This window comes from Microbacterium schleiferi, from assembly GCF_015565955.1.
Lineage (GTDB): Bacteria > Actinomycetota > Actinomycetes > Actinomycetales > Microbacteriaceae > Microbacterium > Microbacterium schleiferi_A.
In genome coordinates this window covers 982,558-999,534 of the sequence record NZ_CP064760.1, presented here as the reverse complement: position 1 = coordinate 999,534, position 16,977 = coordinate 982,558, and the positions used below count along the sequence as shown (strand labels likewise).

Below are 16,977 nucleotides of genomic sequence, written 5' to 3'. Positions count from 1 at the left end.
CTGAACCCTCGCGTGCGACTACCCTCAGCCGCGCGGCTTCTCCACGAGCTCGGTGGTCTCGATCTCGTCACCGATCTGGATGTCGTTGAACTTGCCCAGGCCGATACCGCACTCGTAATCGGTACGGACCTCGGTGACGTCATCCTTGAACCGGCGGAGCGACTCGATGGCGAGTCCATCGGCGACGACGACACCATCGCGGATGACGCGGGCCTTGGCGTTGCGGGTGATCGTGCCGCTGCGGACGATCACACCGGCGATGTTTCCGAACTTGGAGGAGCGGAACACCTCGCGGATCTCGGCCACACCCGACTGCTTCTCTTCGAACTCCGGCTTGAGCATGCCCGTGAGGGACTGCTCGACGTCGTCGATCGCGTTGTAGATGACGGAGTAGAACCGGACGTCCACGCCTTCGCGGGCCGCACGTTCGCGCGCCTTCGGGTCGGGGCGGACGTTGAACCCGATGACGATCGCGTTATCGATCGTCGCGAGGTTGATGTCGGACTCGGTCACCGCGCCGACACCGCGGTGGATGATGCGCAGCTGCACCGAGTCGTCGACCTCGATCTTCAGGAGCGACTCTTCGAGCGCCTCGACGGCACCCGAAACGTCGCCCTTGATGATGAGGTTGAGCGACTCGACCTTGCCCTCTTCGAGTGCACGGGTGAAGTCCTCGAGCGAGATGCGCTTGCGCGCCTTCGCCAGGGCGGCGTTGCGCTCGGCTGCCTCACGCTTCTCAGCGATCTGACGGGCCATGCGGTCCTCGTCGGTGACGATGAAGACATCACCGGCGCGGGGTACGGAGTTCAGACCCTGCACCTGGACCGGACGCGACGGCGCGGCCTCATCGACCGCATCACCGTTCTCGTCGACCATGGCACGCACGCGGCCGTAGGCGGTACCGGCGACGATCGCGTCACCGACACGGAGCGTTCCGGACTGGATGAGCACCGTCGCCACCGAACCACGACCCTTGTCGAGCTTGGCTTCGATCGCGACACCGCGCGCGTCCTTGTTCGGGTTGGCGCGCAGGTCGAGTCCGGCGTCCGCGGTCAGGAGCACCGCGTCCAGGAGGTCCTGGATGCCGGTCCCCTGACGGGCCGAGACGTCGACGAACATGACGTCCCCGCCGTACTCTTCGGCGACCAGACCGTACTCGGTCAGCTGCTGGCGGACCTTCTGCGGGTTGGCGTCAGGCTTGTCGACCTTGTTGACGGCCACGACGATCGGCACCCCGGCGGCCTGGGCGTGGTTGAGCGCCTCGACCGTCTGGGGCATGATGCCGTCATCGGCGGCGACCACGAGGATCGCGAGGTCGGTCACCTGCGCACCACGGGCACGCATGGCGGTGAACGCCTCGTGACCCGGGGTGTCGATGAAGGTGATCGCCCGCTCGATGTCTTCGTGTTCGGTCCACACCTGGTACGCACCGATGTGCTGGGTGATGCCACCAGCCTCACCGGCGACGACGTTGGTCTGACGGATGGCGTCAAGCAACCGCGTCTTACCGTGGTCGACGTGACCCATGACGGTGACCACCGGCGGACGGATCTCGAGGTCCTCGTCGTCTTCTTCGGCCAGCTCCTGCTCGAGGTTCAGACCGAAGCCTTCGAGCAGCTCCTTGTCCTCATCCTCGGGCGAGACCATCTGGATCTTGTAGCCGAGCTCGTCACCGAGGACTTCGAAGGTGGCCTCATCCAGCGACTCGGTCGCGGTGGCCATTTCGCCCAGGTTGAAGAGGATCGTCACGAGGGTGCCAGGCTGCACCGTGTACCCACGGATCGCCTCGAGCTTGTCGGCGAAGTCCGAGATCGAGGCGCCGCGGCGCAGACGGATGATCTCGCCGTTGCCCTTCTGGACGTTGACGCCACCGACCTGCGGGGCATCCCTCATCTCGAATTCTTGACGCTTGGCCCGACGCGACTTGCGCTGCTTGGACTTGCCGCCACCCTTACCGAAGGCACCAGCGGTGCCACCACCGGGACCACGGCCACGACCGCCGCCACCGGGGCGGGCGGGGAAGCCACCGCCACCGCCCGGCGCGCCGGGACGTGCGAAGCCGCCACCGCCGCCGGGACGGCCGGGACCGCCGGGACGCTGCTGGAACGGTGCGCCGGGACGACCGCCGCCACCGGGACGACCGGCGCCGCCCGGACGACCGGGACCGCCGGGGCGTCCGGGGGAACCGGGACGCGGGGCCTGCGGGCGAGGAATGTTGGCGGGCGTCGGGCGCTGACCCATGCCCTGCTGCGAGGCGAACGGGTTGTTCCCGGGCCGCGGGCCGGCCGGGCGCTGGCCCATGCCCTGCTGCGAGGCGAACGGGTTGTTCCCGGGCCGCGGAGCGCCGCCCGGACGCGGAGCCTGCGGCGTCGGTGACCCAGCTCCTCCGTCGGCGGAGGTGCTTGCCGGGGTCGGCGCGCTCGGCGCCTCGGCTGCGGCAGGGGCCGGCTCGGCCGCGGCCGGAGCTTCGGTCTTCTCAGCCGGCTGCGGGGCGGGGCGGGGCCCCGGGGTCGCAGCCCCCGGAGTGGCCGCAGGCCGCGCGGTCGAACGGCTGGATGCCGCACCCGGTCGGGGAGCGGGTCGTGCCCCACCGGCGCTCGACGGAGTTGCCGCGCTGCCGGCTGCCGCGCCCTTCGAGGCGTCGGCGGACTGGCCTTCGAACGCCGCACGCAGCTTGCGCGCCACGGGGGGCTCAATCGTCGAGGACGGGCTCTTGACGAACTCGCCGAGCTCCTTCAGCTTCGCGAGAGCCACTTTGCTGTCAATGCCGAGTTCGGAAGCGATCTCGTGCACGCGTGGTTTTGCCACAGTTCTCCTGTCTGGGGTCCACCCAGACAGGGCAGACCGCTAATTGCGGACGGGTCTCATCTCGAGCCGTTCACTTCGTGTCCATTGCCATTCAGCCGTTTCTCGTTCAGCCGTTTCGTGAGCGCTTGCGAATCCAGGGGACCCTGGGCGCGGAGCGCGCGTACGAAGGCCCGACGCTTCACTGCCGCGTCGATGCACTCCTGCTTCGGATGAACCCACGCACCCCGCCCCGGCATCGATGCTCTCTCGTCCCAGACGAGTGAGGAATCGGTGGCCACGACGCGAAGAAGGGCCGACCGGGCAGAACGCGTGCGACATCCGACGCACGTTCGTACGGCTTCCATCCTACACCTGCCCTCCCGGGCCAGCCCACGCGGGGCAGCGCCCGATCAGGACTCGTCGAGGATGCTGTCGGGCTGGATGTCGATCTTCGCGCCCGTGAGCTTTGCCGCCAAACGCGCGTTCTGACCTTCCTTGCCGATCGCGAGAGACAGCTGGTAGTCCGGCACGAGGGCGCGCACTGCCTTGGTTTTCGCGTCGAGAACGAAACTCGAGGTGACCTTCGCCGGCGAGAGGGCGTTGCCCACGAACGTTGCGAGGTCGGGACTGTAGTCGACGATGTCGATCTTCTCGCCACCGAGCTCCTCGGTGACTGCCCGAACGCGCCTGCCCAGTTCCCCGATGCACGCCCCCTTGGCGTTGATCGAGGGGTCGTTCGCCTTCACCGCGATCTTGCTGCGGTGGCCCGCCTCGCGGGCGAGCGAGACGATCTCGACGAGCCCCGCAGGAATCTCCGGAACCTCGAGCGCGAAGAGCTTGCGCACGAGCCCAGGGTGCGTGCGCGAGACGGTGATCGACGGACCTTTCGTCCCCTTCGAGACGGATGTCACGTAGACCCGCAACCGCGAGCCGTGCGCGTAGTCCTCGCCGGGCACCTGCTCCTCCGGCGGCAGAATCGCCTCGACCGTGCCGAGGTCGACGTGCACCATCCGCGGGTTCGGGCCCTGCTGCACGACGCCGGCAACGATGTCGCCCTCTTTGCCGCGGAACTCCCCCAGGACAGCGTCATCGGCGATGTCGCGCAGCCGCTGGCTGATGACCTGCTTGGCGGCGAAGGCAGCGATGCGACCGAAGTCCTCGGGAGTGGTCTCCTCCTCGCCGATGACGGCGCCCTCGTCATCGACGAGCGGAACGAAGATCGCAACGTGCCCGGTCTTGCGGTCGAGTTGCGCGCGCGCGCCCTCGGGTGCCTCACCGGTGGGCGAGGTGTGCTTGGCGTAGGCGGTCAAGATCGCCTGCTCGATGATGCGAACGAGTTCGTCGAACGGAATGTCCTTCTCGCGCTCGACCGTTCTGAGCAGCGTCAGATCGATGTCCATCGTGACCTCCCTATTAAGCTCTACCCGTCGCGAATCGCACGCCGCGCGGAATCATCCCACGTTACCCGATCGCCCCCGCGCTCGCCCCGTGTTGGTGGCCCAATCCATCCCGAAACCGACATACTGAACCCGTGGATGCCGTCAATTCCCTCATCGTCGAGTGGGGCGACCTGTTCTGGACCTGGGCGGTCCTCCCGATCGTCGTCGGGCTGGGTCTGTATTTCACCGTGCGCTCCGGCGTCGTGCAGATACGACTCTTCCCCGAGATGTTCCGCACGCTCACCGATAAGACGCCACGAGGAAGTGACGGCGCCCCCCAGTCCGTCTCCTCGTTCCAGGCCTTCACGATCTCGGCGGCGTCGCGGGTCGGTGTCGGAAACATTGCCGGTGTGGGAACCGCGATCGCCCTGGGTGGACCCGGCGCGGTCTTCTGGATGTGGTTGATGGCGCTGATCGGCGCCTCCTCGAGTTTCATCGAATCGTCGCTTGCTCAGCTGTTCAAGGTGCGAGACGCCGAAGGCGGCTTCCGCGGAGGTCCCGCGTACTACATGCAGCGCGGGCTGCGCGCGAGGTGGATGGGCGTGCTCTTTGCCGTCATCCTGCTGATCTGCTTCCCCTTCGCGTTCTCCTCACTGCAGGCCAACACGATCGCCGACACCGTCTCGTCGAGCTTCGGGACGGATGCCGGATGGGTCGGTCCGGTCACCGGTGTGGTCGTGTCGCTTTTGACGGCACTCGTGGTCTTCGGCGGCATCCGTCGCATCGCCTCTGTCACCCAGACTCTCGTGCCCCTCATGGCGCTTGCCTACCTGCTCCTCGGCCTTGCCGTGGTCGCCATCCACATCGAGCAGCTCCCGGTTGTGTTCGGGGAGATCTTCACGCAGGCGTGGGGGTTCAACGAAGTCGTCGGGGCAACCTTCGGGTACATCGTGCTGACGGGCGTGCGTCGTGGCATGTTCTCGAATGAGGCGGGTCTGGGCTCGGCTCCCAACGCGGGCGCCAGCGCCGCCGTCACTCACCCGGTCAAACAGGGACTCGTGCAGTCCCTGGGCGTCTACTTCGACACCTTCTTGGTCTGCTCGATCACCGCGTTCATCATCCTGGTGTCGGTTCCGGACCTGGCCGGCGCATCGCGGGGAATCGCGCTCACGCAGGGCGCCCTGGTTTCGACGCTCGGCGAGTGGTCGAACATCGCCCTGAGCATCATCATCTTCCTGCTGGCCTTCTCCTCGATCCTGGGCAACTACTACTACGGCCAGTCCAATATCGAATTCATCACCACCCGCCGCGGCATCCTGCCCGCCTATCGCGTCGCCGTCGTCGTTGCGGTGCTCGTGGGCTCGCTGGCCTCCGCCGACCTGGTGTGGAGCTTCGCCGACGGTGTCATGGGGCTCATGGCCCTGATAAACCTCGTGGCCATTGCGCTGCTCTCGGGCATTGCGTTCCGCCTCCTGCGGGACTACACGCGCCAGCGCCGAGAAGGACGCGATCCGGTCTTCACACGGGATCTGCTTCCCGGTGTCACCGGGATCGAGTGCTGGGAGGACGAACTCACCGTCACCGGTCCGCTCGATCTCATCACGAAGAAGCGCCAGTCTCAGAAGCACCGCGATCACCTCCACGGAGCGCAGCAGTGACCCATCACCGGACAGCCCTCGCCGTCTCGAGCGTTCTCGTCGGTCTGCTCGTGGCGATATCGGGCTGCTCTCTGACAGCCTTCCCCGACATCGGCACGATCGATCAGAGCGACGGCTTCGGGGACGACGGCGACGGCCAGGTCTACACCGAGGACGATGAGGACCTCGGCATCGTCGAGGTGTACGCCGTCGAGCCGGATGCGTCGCTCACACCCGCCGGTGACGACACGACCGAGTCGGTCTGGGACATGTTCGTGAAGATCGTGACCCCGAGGTCGCCGGCAGCGTCATCCGAGACTTCCGCGTCGGAGACTCGGAGTCCAGCGACACCCTCGCGTACGTTTCACAGACTGACGACCCGCAGCAGTGGACGCTCGTCGTGAACCTCGCCTACGCGTCGGACCAAGACCTGCTCCTGTCCACGCTGATTCACGAGTACGCCCATATCCTGAGCCTGTCGCCGGGCCAAACCGATCCCGACGCGTGGAGTTGCGACACGCTTCAGTTGGACGAGGGGTGCGCGGAACCCGACTCGGCGCTCTGGGCGTTCGATCAGGAATTCTGGGCAGCGTACAGGTCGGATGCTCCGGATGCGGCCAACGCGGACGCTGACCTCGCCTATGAGTTCTACCTCGATCACGAGGACGATTTCGTCAGCGACTACGCCGCGACCAATGTCGTCGAGGACTTCGCCGAGAGCTTCATGACGTTCGTGCTGGAACCCGAGCCCGACAGCGACACGGTGATCGCGCGCAAGCTCCTCTTCTTCTGGGATCGACCCGAGTACGTCGAGATTCGCGACCACGTGCGGGCCGCGTTCGGCCTGTAGTCGGTCGCGAGCGGAGCCACACGACCCGCCGGGCGGCGCCGCCCCCTTGCATTGACGAGCGGGCGCGTCAAGCGGGTCTGAGATGCGGATAGCTCCCACTACTGTCGTCGCGTGGATCACGACACGGTGAAGGATGCCGCCCGCGCGGCGGAGTCGAATCCTGCTGTTCGGGCGCTCGCCCGCGGCGGGTACGCGGCAACCGGCCTCGTCCATCTCCTCCTCGGCGGACTCGTGGTCGCGGTGGCCCTCGGCGGCGCGAGCGGGCAGACGAGCCAGAGCGGCGCCATGGAGGCTCTCGCCGGCGCGCCGTTCGGGGTGGTCCTGGTGTGGATCGTCGCGGCCCTGCTGGCAGCTCTCGGGGCCTACCAGCTCGTCAACGGTGTGGTCGTGCGCGAGTCGGATGCCGCCGCCCGGTGGCGGGCCAGACTCTCGGCATGGGGGCGCGCAATCGTGTACCTCGCGCTGGCCGGTCTCGCGGCATCCATCGCCGTCGGCGCGCGGCCCCAAAGCGACGACAGCGCCGAAGAGGCCAGTCGCGGCGTGCTCTCGATCCCCGGCGGCGGCATCCTTCTCGGCGCTGTCGGCCTCGGCATTCTCGTCGCGGGGGTGTCATACGCCGTCATCGGAGTGAGGCGGGACTTCCGGAAGAAGATGACGCTTCCCGCCGGCGTGCTCGGCACGACGGTCACCGCACTCGGCGTCATCGGGTACGTCGCGAAGGGGCTCGCGCTCGGCGTCGTGGGTATCCTCGTCGGCATCGCTGCCGTGACCGTCGATGCCGAGACCGCAGGCGGGCTGGATGCGGCGATCCAGTCCCTCCTGGATCTTCCGGCCGGCCCGGCGATCGTGATGGGCGTGGGGGCCGGATTCGCCGCGTACGGCGTCTTCTGCTTCTTCCGGGTTCGCTACGCGGACCTGTGAGCAGTGTCAATCCCCTCCTGGGAACCCGGACAGAATCGAATCGAGCAGGCCGCCGGCATGCTCACGGCACTCGTGACCCGCGACACCCCGGATGACGACATCGTCCGGCACGCGAAGATCAGCTACTGAGAGCTCTCACGCGGTGAGGCGAGCGATGGCTTCGTGAAGCGCCATCGTCTCGCGCTCACCGCTGCGGCGATCCCAGAGTTCGACCTCGCCGTTCGGGGCGCCTCGGCCCACCACGAGGATGCGCGGCACACCGATCAGTTCCGCATCGCCGAACTTGACGCCGGGTGAGACCTTGGGCCGGTCGTCATACACGACTTCCAGTCCGGCATCCTCGAGGCTGGCGCTGGCCTGCTCGGCAAGGTCGAAGGCGACGGCATCCTTTCCCGTGGCAACGATGTGCACATCGAACGGAGCCACCGCTGAGGGCCAGACGAGACCCTTCTCGTCGTTGCTGAGTTCCGCGATAATCGCGAGGATTCGCGTGACACCGATGCCGTAGGAGCCCATCGTCACCGTGACGAGCTTGCCGTTCTCGTCGAGTACCTTGAGCCCCAGTGTCTCGGCGAAGAACCGGCCGAGCTGGAAGACGTGGCCGATCTCCATGCCGCGCGCGAGCTCAACGGGCCCCGACCCGTCCGGGGCGGGGTCGCCCGGCAGAACGTTGGCTACTTCGACGAAGCCGTCGCCGGTGAAGTCGCGGCCAGCCACGAGCGAGTGGACGTGCTTCTGGTCGATGTTCGCGCCCGTGACCCAGGACGTTCCGTCCACGACCCGCGGGTCGAGGAGGTACCGGATGCCGGTCGCCGACTCCTCGCCGAGAACCGCGCCGGTCTGCGACCAGGGCCCGATATACCCCTTCACGAGGAGAGGGTTGTTCTCGAAGTCCTCAGCGGCTGCAGCCTCCACAGCGGCGGGGGCGAAGGCGACCTCGGCGCGCTTGTCGTCGATGTCCCGGTCCCCGGGGATGCCGACCACGACGATCTCGCGCGTGCCGTCGAGGTGCGTCAAGGCCAGCACCACGTTCTTCAGCGTGTGAGCTGCCGTCCACGTCGCCTCGCCGTCGGTGGCCGGACCGGCGACACCCGGAGCCGGAGGCGCCTGGTTCGCGTTGAGGTGATCGACGAGGGTGGCGATGGTCGGGGTATCGGGCGAGTCGAAGATCACCGGCTCGGGAAGGCCGTCGATCGGGAGCGGCGCAGGAACGACTGTCGTGAACGCCTCGACGTTCGCTGCGTATCCCCCGGCGCTGCGGACGAAGGTGTCCTCCCCGACGGGCGTGGGGTGCAGGAACTCCTCGCTGCGGGCTCCGCCCATAAGTCCGTTGTCGGCGTTGACGATGACGTACTCGAGTCCGAGCCGTTGGAAAATGCGCTCGTAGGCATCCCGCTGCGTCTGGTACGAGACCTCGAGGCCGGCATCCGTGTAGTCGAAGGAGTAGGCATCCTTCATCGTGAACTCACGCCCCCGCAACAGCCCGGCACGCGGGCGCGCTTCGTCGCGGTACTTGTCCTGGATCTGGTAAATCGCCAGCGGCAGATCCTTGTAGGACGAATAGAGATCCTTCACCAGCAGCGTGAACATCTCCTCGTGGGTCGGCGCGAGGAGGTAGTCGGCACCCTTCCGGTCCTGCAGACGGAAGATGCTGTCACCATAGGACTCCCAGCGGCCCGACGCTTCGTAGGGCTCGCGGGGCAGAAGCGCCGGGAAGTGGACTTCGTACGCTCCCGCGGCCGCCATCTCGTCGCGGATGATCTGCTCGATCTTCGCCTTCACCCGTAGTCCCAGTGGCAGCCAGGCGAAGATGCCGGGAGCCTGGCGCCGGATGTAGCCGGCGCGAACCAGGAGCCTGTGACTCGTAACCTCGGCGTCAGCGGGGTCCTCGCGAAGCGTGCGGAGGAAGAAGTGCGAAAGACGGGTGACCACGAGCGTCAAGTCTAGGCCGCGATGCGGGGCGCTCCCGGCGCCGGCCTAACGCGCCGATCACGCGTGAGCGGGCGGGTTCGCCAGCAGATCGTCAGTCGCGTGCTCGGGGCCGCCGGCTCGCGCCCAGCGCAGGTGCGCTTCGCCTCGGTCCAGTCGAGCCCGAAGCTCTGACCAGCCGGACTCCGACTCCCACCGCAACCGCAGCCAACCGTGCTCGTCGAGCTCCGAACGGAAGGTCCCGTCGAAACCCGGGGCATCGACGCGGAAACGACACAGCTGAAGCAGCGCCGCGACGACGGGGCGGTGGAGATCGCGCTCGAGATCGGCGTCGCTGTAGATGTGACGGTTGATGTCGCGACCGACTCCTGTCTGCGCAAGAAGCTCCCGGTCGTTGTGTCCGGCCAGCGCCCCGACGTAGTAGATCTGGTGGATGCCGGGCAGAAAGAGCTGCACCGCCCGTGCCGCCAGATAGGCACGATCGCGCCGACCCATCGCGTCATAGAACGTGCTGTTGACCTGGTAGATGTCGAGGTTTGAGGCGGCAGCCCCTGTCGCAGCTCGACTGTCTCCGCCCGTCGCCTCGTGGATCGCCTCGACGAGCAGGTCAAGCTGCGCAGCATCCAGCAGTCCGGGCTCGCCGCTGTCGGGGTGGGGCCCCACGTCGACGATCCCGATTCCGTCATGAGTGTCCAGCACCGTGACGGCGTTGACAGGGCGCTGGCCGATCCAGCGGGCAAGCGGCCCGTGATCCCCGGTCGCCGCCGCGAAGAGCACGAGGGGCGGCAGGGCGAAGTCGTAGACGCGGTCGACGCGCGCAGCGATCTCGATCTGGCGCCGGTAGAAGGAGTGCACTTCCACGAGCACCTCGAGCCCGCGATCGTGGGCGAGCTCTGCAAGCTCGTCGATGAAGGCGAACGTCTCCGGGGTCATGAACGATGATGTTCCGGGCGTCTTCACCGCGTAGCCGACCGCGTCGAGGCGGATCATCCGCACCCCCGCGTCCCGCAGCGTGTCGAGGACGGAGACCAGGTAGGCCGCACCGGCATCGCTGCGGACGTCGATGTCGACCTGCGCGGGGGTGAAGGTCGTCCACACCAACCGCGTGCCGTCACCCCACCGATACGGAGTGAACGGCAGTCCCGGACGCGGGCGGTAGATCTGCAACAGCTCTGCCTCCGTTGCCCCGTCGGGGAACACCGACCCCATCGTGAGAAACATCGAGGCGTAGGCCGAGTCCTCACCGTGCTCGATCACGTCGCGGAACTGAGGCGAGCGGGCCGACACATGATTGACGATCACATCGACCATCACGTCCAGGTCGCGCGAAAGCTCCTTCACGTCGTCCCAGCTGCCCAGCCGCGGATCCACCGTGGTGTGGTCGTCGGGGTCGAAGCCGGCATCCGCGCCATCGAAGGGCGTGAAGAACGGCAGGATGTGCACGCCTCCGAAAGCCCCGTCCAACCGTTGGCGAACGAGAGACCCGAGCGCCGGGATCGTGCCGCCCAGGCGATCGGCGTAGGCGATGAGCTGGATCGGATGGACCATGGGAGCACTCCGGAGGTGGGTGCGTAGGGATCACGGCGAATCGCGCCCGTACGCTAAATCGTGTCAGCACAGTCTACCGGGCGCGCCGTCTAGCGTGAAGAGATGACGACCGTTCTGCTGACCGGCTTCGAACCGTTCGCCGGCGATCCGACCAACCCGTCCGGCGATGCCGTCACGCGCGTCGCGGCCGAGTGGGACGGACCGGCAGAGCTGCTCACAGCGATCCTTCCCGTGGAGTTCGATCGCGCCGCGAAGCTCGTGGGCGAGCTCGTTCGCCAGGCAGCACCCGACATCGTCATCGCGACGGGTCTAGCCGGTGGACGCGGTGCCATCACCCCCGAGCGCATCGCCATCAACCTCCGCGATGCTCGCATCCCCGACAACGCCGGCTCCCAGCCCGTCGACGCCCCCTGCGTGCCGGGGGCTCCCCTGGCCTACGCGTCATCGCTTCCGGTCACCGCGATCGCTCACGAACTCGCGGCGCGCGGCATCCCGGCCCACGTGTCGCTGTCCGCCGGCTCCTTCGTCTGCAATGACGTCTTCTTCGCGATCGCGCACCTGAGCACCACGACACCGGGGCTGCGTGCGGGCTTCATCCATGTTCCCTGGGACACCGAGAACGCCCCGGCGGGCGTGGCATCGCTCCCCCACGCGACGATCGCGAACGCGATCGACAGTGCTATCCGCACAACGCTCGCGCGCACCCGCGACCTCGAGATCCCGTCCGGTCACGTGCACTGAAGCGCGGGACGAGCCAGCGCGGGAGTTGACAGGGGGTGCCTCATCAGCTGCAATATATTGCATGCCGGTCCCCTCGGTTGCGGGTACGCACCGTCCTCTCCTTCGCGAAGAAGTGCAAGCGCGCCTGCGCGCCGCAATCGTCGATGGCACCCTCGCCCCGGGAGAACAGGTCCGGGATGTCGACATCGCACACTGGCTGGGCGTGAGTCGCACCCCGGTTCGTGAGGCCCTGCTGGACCTCGCGCACGCCGGCTTGGTGTACACCAAGCCGGGTCGAGCGACGATCATTTCGCCGATCGAGCCTCGGGCCATCAGCGAAGCGCGGGATGTCGTCGCGGCCATGCATCGACTGGCTGCCCTTGCCGCGGTGCCGCGTCTGGACGAGGACGCGATCGAGCGGATGCGGGCAGCAAACCGCTCGTTCACCTCCGCGCACCGCTGCGGCGATATCGACGGCGCGCATGCGGCTGACGAGCTCTTTCACGGCGTCCTGGTCGAACTCGCCGACAACGACGCCGTCCGGACGGTCCTGCGGCTCTACGAGCCCGTCCTGCTGCGTGCCGAGCGCGCACAGTTCTCGTCGAAGCTCGCCGAACTATCGACGGTGCGGCATAACCTGCTCATCGCTCGGTGCGCCCGCGGTGACGCGATCGGCGCCGCGCAGGTCGCCGAGTCCATCTGGACCCACCTCGTTACCGATCTCGACACCGATGTCCCCGACACCTCCGGTGCCGAGAAGCACACTACCCAGCAGAACGAGGACCCTCGCGCATGAAGCTCCATGACTTCCCCCGCCACCCGCTCACCTTCGGGCCGAGCCCGGTCCACCACCTCGCGCGGCTGAGCATGCACCTGGGCGGTGCACAGGTCTGGGCCAAGCGAGAGGATGTCTCCAGCGGCCTCGCCTACGGCGGAAACAAGGTGCGCAAGCTGGAGTACATCGTCCCCGACGTCCTTGCGTCAGGCGCCGACACCCTCGTCTCGATCGGCGGGTACCAGTCCAACCACACGCGGCAGGTCGCCGCCGTTGCCGCCCACCTCGGGCTGAAAGCCCGACTCGTCCAGGAGAAGTGGGTCCCCTGGGAAGACCCCACCAACGACAAGGTCGGCAACATCCTGCTGTCCCGGATGATGGGCGCCGACTCCCGCCTCGACGACGCCGGCTTTGACATCGGCATCCGCGACTCGTGGAAGACCGCGCTACAGGAGGTCGAGGACGCCGGCGGTGTTCCGTATCCGATCCCCGCCGGCGCTTCCGAGCACCCCCTGGGCGGCCTAGGGTTTGCCAACTGGGCGTTCGAGGTCGCGGAGCAGGAGAAGCAGCTCGGCGTCTTCTTCGACACGATCATCGTCTGCACTGTGACCGGGTCGACCCACGCCGGCATGATCGCCGGTTTCGCAGCGCTCGAGTACCTCACGGGAGTGCGACGGCGGGTCATCGGGATCGACGCGTCCGCGACGCTGGAGAAGACCCGTGACCAGGTAGCCCGGATCGCGCGCAGCACCGCCAGCCTCATCGAACTCGGCCGAGACCTGCGCGACGACGAGATCGAGGTCCTGGAGGGCTGGGCCGGTGATCTCTACGGCATCCCGGTCGAATCGACGATGGCGGCGATGGCGCTCGGCGCCCAGCTCGAGGCGATGATCACCGACCCCGTGTACGAGGGAAAGTCCCTGGCCGGACTCGTCGACCTCGTGCGCAGTCGCGATATTCCGCAGGACTCGACCGTGCTCTACGCGCACCTCGGCGGCCAGCCCGCGATCAACGCCTACTGGCGTCTATGGAACTGAGCCGCCCGAGCGCAAGGGGATAGCATCACGCAGGGACCTATGGCAGGTTAGGCAGACGACCGAGCGGGCCACGCCCCCGCCGCTATCCCGAACCACGGGAGGAACAGATGACCGCCGCGGAACCGACGACCAACACCGTTTCCATCCCGATCCTGACGCAGGAACCGTTCCCTGACACACCGGGAAGCGCCGAGCCCGAGTGGTTCAAGACGGCGGTGTTCTACGAAGTCTTGGTCCGGTCGTTCAAAGACAGCGACGGCGACGGCACCGGAGACTTCCGGGGCCTGATCGACAAGCTCGACTACCTCGAGTGGCTCGGCGTCGATTGTCTGTGGCTCCCGCCCTTCTTCCCCTCTCCCCTGCGCGACGGCGGGTACGACGTCGCGGATTACACCGGTATCCAACCGGGCCTGGGAACGACCGAGGACTTCCAGGCGTTCCTCGACGCCGCCCACGAGCGCGGCATGCGCGTCATCATCGACTTCGTCATGAACCACACCAGCGACGAGCATCCGTGGTTCCAGGAGAGCCGCCGTGACCCCGAGGGCCCGTACGGCGATTTCTATGTGTGGAGCGACACTGACGAGCTCTATGAGGATGCTCGGATTATCTTCGTCGACACGGAGCCGAGCAACTGGACCTGGGATCCGGTACGCCAGCAGTACTTCTGGCACCGGTTCTTCTCCCACCAGCCTGATCTGAACTTCGACAACCCTCGCGTGCACGATGCTGTCCTCGATGCGATGCGGTTCTGGCTTGACATGGGCCTCGACGGGTTCCGTCTGGATGCCGTCCCCTACCTCTACGAGCGCCCCGGCACCAACGGCGAGAACCTCCCCGAAACGCACCAGTTCCTGCGGAAGGTGCGTCGCATCGTCGATCGGGAGTACCCGGGGCGCGTGCTGCTGGCCGAAGCCAACCAGTGGCCCGCGGATGTCGTGGACTATTTCGGAAATCCCGATGTCGGCGGCGACGAATGCCACATGTGCTTCCATTTCCCGGTCATGCCGCGAATCTTCATGGCCGTCCGCCGCGAGTCTCGCTACCCGATCAGCGACATCCTCGCTGAGACACCTCCGATCCCGTCCGGATGCCAGTGGGGCATCTTCTTGCGCAACCACGACGAGCTGACCCTCGAGATGGTCACCGACGAGGACCGCGACTACATGTGGAACGAGTACGCGCAGGACCCCCGTATGAAGGCGAATATCGGCATCCGTCGCCGCCTCGCGCCGCTGCTGGACAACGACATCGACCGCATCGAGCTGTTCACCGCGCTGCTGCTCTCTCTCCCCGGCGCGCCGGTGCTGTACTACGGCGACGAGATCGGCATGGGCGACAACATCTGGCTCGGTGACCGCGATGGAGTCCGCACCCCCATGCAGTGGACCTCGGACCGCAACGCCGGATTCTCGACGGCCAACCCCGGGAAGCTCGCGCTGCCGATCGTGCAGGACCCCGTTCACGGCTATCTCGCCGTGAATGTCGAGGCCCAGCAAGAGAACCGGTCGTCCCTGCTGCAGTGGACGCGGCAGATGATCCAAGCACGCAAGCGCCATCCCGCGTTTGGACTCGGCAGCTTCAATGACCTGGGCGGATCGAATCCGTCGGTCCTGTCGTACACGCGAGAACACACGAACGACGACGGGACCGTCGACGTCATCATCTGCGTCAACAACCTGTCGCAGTTCCCACAGCCGGTGGAACTCGACCTCCGCCGTTTTGAGGGACTCGTCCCGGTCGAACTCGTCGGAGGCGTTCCCTTCCCGCGCATCGGCGAGCTGCCCTACCTGCTCACGCTCGGCGGGCACGGCTTCTTCTGGTTCCAGTTGCATTCACCGGCCGACGACGCAGAGGAGGTGGGGCTGCTGTGACCACGCCCGACGCCGCTCTCCTGGAGAGCTACTTGGTACGCACCCGATGGTTCGGAGGGAAAGGTCGCCCATTCGAGGTCGACCACGTGCGCAGCATCGCCGAGGTGCCCGCGCACCAGGGTAGGCCGTCCCTCACGGTGTACCTCGTCACCGTGACCTACAGCGACGAGGATGCCGGCAGCGAGCTGTACCAGGTGCCCTTGAGCGGGTACGACGACATCGAAGAGCGGATCAGCCACGCCTATGTCGGCGCGATCGACACCGACGGCGGCCTCGTGCACCTCTACGACGCCGTGCACGATCGCGAAGCTATGCGCATCTGGCTGGACGGCTTCATCGCTGCGGAGACGACGGGCACCTCCCAGATCGACCGGCTCCGCTTCCGTCGCGTGCCCGGCGGGGACCCTCTCGATGACACGCTCGTCTCGTCACCGATGACCGGCGAGCAGTCCAACTCGTCGGCGCGCTTCGATGACACCGCGATCATGAAGCTCTTCCGCAAGGTGAGCCCCGGAATCAATCCCGACATCGAGATCCACGAGGAGCTCACGCGCGGCGGCTCCGAGCACATCGCGCAGCTGTACGGCTGGGTGGAGATCGATGTCGACGGCGAGCTGCTGCAGACGGCGATGCTCCAGGAATTCCTCGCCACGGCGACCGACGGCTTCGAACTCGCGGTCGCGAGCGTTCGCACGCTGCTTGCGGATCCCGAGCAGAACGTCGAAGACTCGGGCGGGGATTTTGCCGGCGAGGCTGCGCGTCTGGGCGAGGCCCTGGCGAACATCCACGCCCTGATGCGGTCACGCTTTCCCGCCGAGAGCCGCGGAGCAGAGACCACAGCCGAACTGGCCAGCACGATGCGCGATCGCCTCGACTACGCCCGTCGGTCCGTCCCGGGCCTGGAGCCGAGCGTCCCGCAGCTCCAGCGCCTCTATGACGCGGTGGCGGCGCTGGACGAGCTGGACATCCAGCGCGTGCACGGCGACCTGCACCTCGGCCAGACGCTGCGCACGTCGCACGGCTGGCGCATCGTGGACTTCGAGGGCGAACCGGGTCGGCCGTTCGCGCAGCGGTCACTTCCTGACTCCCCCTGGCGGGACGTCGCCGGGATGCTGCGTTCGTTCGATTACGCGGCGGCGATGATCGAGATGTCGTGGGCGACGGACGCCGAGGTCGACGAGGGGCACGCCCTGCGCGCTGAGCGCGCCCGTGAGTGGTCGGCCCGTGCGCGCGAGCACTTCGTGGACGCATACGTCACGGCTGCGGCATCCGATGACGGTGAAGCGGCATCCGATGCCGGTGGTGCGTCATCCGATGCCGGGGACGACACCGCCTCGGCGCAGCTCACGGGCGCGAGCCGGGTGCTGCTTGACGCCTACGTCGCTGACAAGGCCGTGTACGAGGTCATGTACGAGATACGCAACCGACCCACCTGGGTGTCGATTCCGCTCGAGGCCCTGGAGCGGGTCGCGAACACCTGAGCGCCCGGCGCTGCGTCGCGGGTTCGCTCGACGCGCCGG

Annotated in this window: 15 protein-coding genes; 10 read left to right on the top strand and 5 right to left on the bottom strand. The window is 67.1% G+C overall.

Translation table 11 applies throughout. The annotated features are described in order from the left end of the window. Nucleotides 1-24 precede the first annotated feature (24 nt). Genes infB through nusA form a run of 3 tightly spaced genes read right to left on the bottom strand, consistent with a single transcriptional unit; the run spans nt 25 to nt 4,187 of the window. Nucleotides 25-2,808, bottom strand: a complete 2,784-nt coding sequence (gene infB, locus IT882_RS04710) for a translation initiation factor IF-2 (protein ID WP_195693382.1) — start codon at nt 2,806-2,808, stop codon at nt 25-27. A 56-nt stretch (nt 2,809-2,864) separates the two neighbouring features. After that, nucleotides 2,865-3,152 carry a YlxR family protein gene (locus IT882_RS04705; RefSeq protein ID WP_195693381.1) on the bottom strand — a complete coding sequence of 96 codons (288 nt, stop codon included), beginning with the start codon at nt 3,150-3,152 and terminating at the stop codon, nt 2,865-2,867. A gap of 45 nt (nt 3,153-3,197) precedes the next feature. Continuing rightward, nucleotides 3,198-4,187, bottom strand: coding sequence for a transcription termination factor NusA (gene nusA / locus IT882_RS04700; protein ID WP_195693380.1), 990 nt, complete (start codon nt 4,185-4,187; stop codon nt 3,198-3,200). A gap of 131 nt (nt 4,188-4,318) precedes the next feature. On the opposite strand from nusA, the gene IT882_RS04695 reads away from it, so the two are divergent. The 5 genes from IT882_RS04695 to IT882_RS16880 all read left to right on the top strand — a co-directional run bounded on the left by IT882_RS04695 (nt 4,319) and on the right by IT882_RS16880 (nt 7,703). Beyond that, nucleotides 4,319-5,824 (top strand): alanine/glycine:cation symporter family protein, encoded by a 1,506-nt coding sequence (locus tag IT882_RS04695; protein ID WP_195693379.1) that lies wholly within the window; start codon nt 4,319-4,321, stop codon nt 5,822-5,824. Next, nucleotides 5,821-6,207 carry a hypothetical protein gene (locus tag IT882_RS04690; protein WP_195693378.1) on the top strand — a complete coding sequence of 129 codons (387 nt, stop codon included), beginning with the start codon at nt 5,821-5,823 and terminating at the stop codon, nt 6,205-6,207. The genes IT882_RS04695 and IT882_RS04690 overlap by 4 nt, the downstream gene beginning before the upstream one ends. Then, nucleotides 6,204-6,653, top strand: a complete 450-nt coding sequence (locus IT882_RS04685; RefSeq protein ID WP_195693377.1) for a hypothetical protein — start codon at nt 6,204-6,206, stop codon at nt 6,651-6,653. The genes IT882_RS04690 and IT882_RS04685 overlap by 4 nt, the downstream gene beginning before the upstream one ends. 111 nt (nt 6,654-6,764) lie before the next feature. Beyond that, nucleotides 6,765-7,574: a DUF1206 domain-containing protein gene (locus IT882_RS04680; RefSeq protein ID WP_229382307.1), complete on the top strand. Its 810-nt coding sequence runs from the start codon at nt 6,765-6,767 to the stop codon at nt 7,572-7,574. A 3-nt stretch (nt 7,575-7,577) separates the two neighbouring features. Continuing rightward, nucleotides 7,578-7,703 carry a hypothetical protein gene (locus IT882_RS16880; RefSeq protein ID WP_267490541.1) on the top strand — a complete coding sequence of 42 codons (126 nt, stop codon included), beginning with the start codon at nt 7,578-7,580 and terminating at the stop codon, nt 7,701-7,703. Nucleotides 7,704-7,709: 6 nt separating this feature from the next. Here the strand turns inward: IT882_RS16880 and IT882_RS04675 are convergent, their stop codons facing one another. Both IT882_RS04675 and gtfA read right to left on the bottom strand, forming a co-directional pair. Beyond that, nucleotides 7,710-9,506, bottom strand: coding sequence for a proline--tRNA ligase (locus IT882_RS04675; protein ID WP_195693376.1), 1,797 nt, complete (start codon nt 9,504-9,506; stop codon nt 7,710-7,712). Between the two features lie 57 nt (nt 9,507-9,563). Beyond that, entirely contained in the window at nt 9,564-11,051 is a 1,488-nt protein-coding gene (gene gtfA / locus IT882_RS04670; protein ID WP_195693375.1) for a sucrose phosphorylase, read from the bottom strand. A gap of 102 nt (nt 11,052-11,153) precedes the next feature. Here gtfA and IT882_RS04665 point away from each other — a divergent pair, with 102 nt between their 5' ends. The 5 genes from IT882_RS04665 to IT882_RS04645 all read left to right on the top strand — a co-directional run bounded on the left by IT882_RS04665 (nt 11,154) and on the right by IT882_RS04645 (nt 16,938). Continuing rightward, a complete protein-coding gene (locus tag IT882_RS04665) occupies nt 11,154-11,792 on the top strand; it encodes a pyroglutamyl-peptidase I (protein ID WP_195693374.1) in 639 nt (212 codons plus the stop codon). A gap of 61 nt (nt 11,793-11,853) precedes the next feature. After that, nucleotides 11,854-12,567, top strand: coding sequence for a GntR family transcriptional regulator (locus IT882_RS04660; RefSeq protein WP_195693373.1), 714 nt, complete (start codon nt 11,854-11,856; stop codon nt 12,565-12,567). Beyond that, nucleotides 12,564-13,583 (top strand): 1-aminocyclopropane-1-carboxylate deaminase, encoded by a 1,020-nt coding sequence (locus tag IT882_RS04655; RefSeq protein WP_195693372.1) that lies wholly within the window; start codon nt 12,564-12,566, stop codon nt 13,581-13,583. Before IT882_RS04660 ends, IT882_RS04655 begins: the two co-directional genes overlap by 4 nt. A gap of 107 nt (nt 13,584-13,690) precedes the next feature. Then, nucleotides 13,691-15,457: a maltose alpha-D-glucosyltransferase gene (treS, locus tag IT882_RS04650; protein ID WP_195693371.1), complete on the top strand. Its 1,767-nt coding sequence runs from the start codon at nt 13,691-13,693 to the stop codon at nt 15,455-15,457. Next, nucleotides 15,454-16,938, top strand: a complete 1,485-nt coding sequence (locus tag IT882_RS04645; RefSeq protein ID WP_195693370.1) for a maltokinase N-terminal cap-like domain-containing protein — start codon at nt 15,454-15,456, stop codon at nt 16,936-16,938. The genes treS and IT882_RS04645 overlap by 4 nt, the downstream gene beginning before the upstream one ends. Nucleotides 16,939-16,977: the final 39 nt, after the last annotated feature.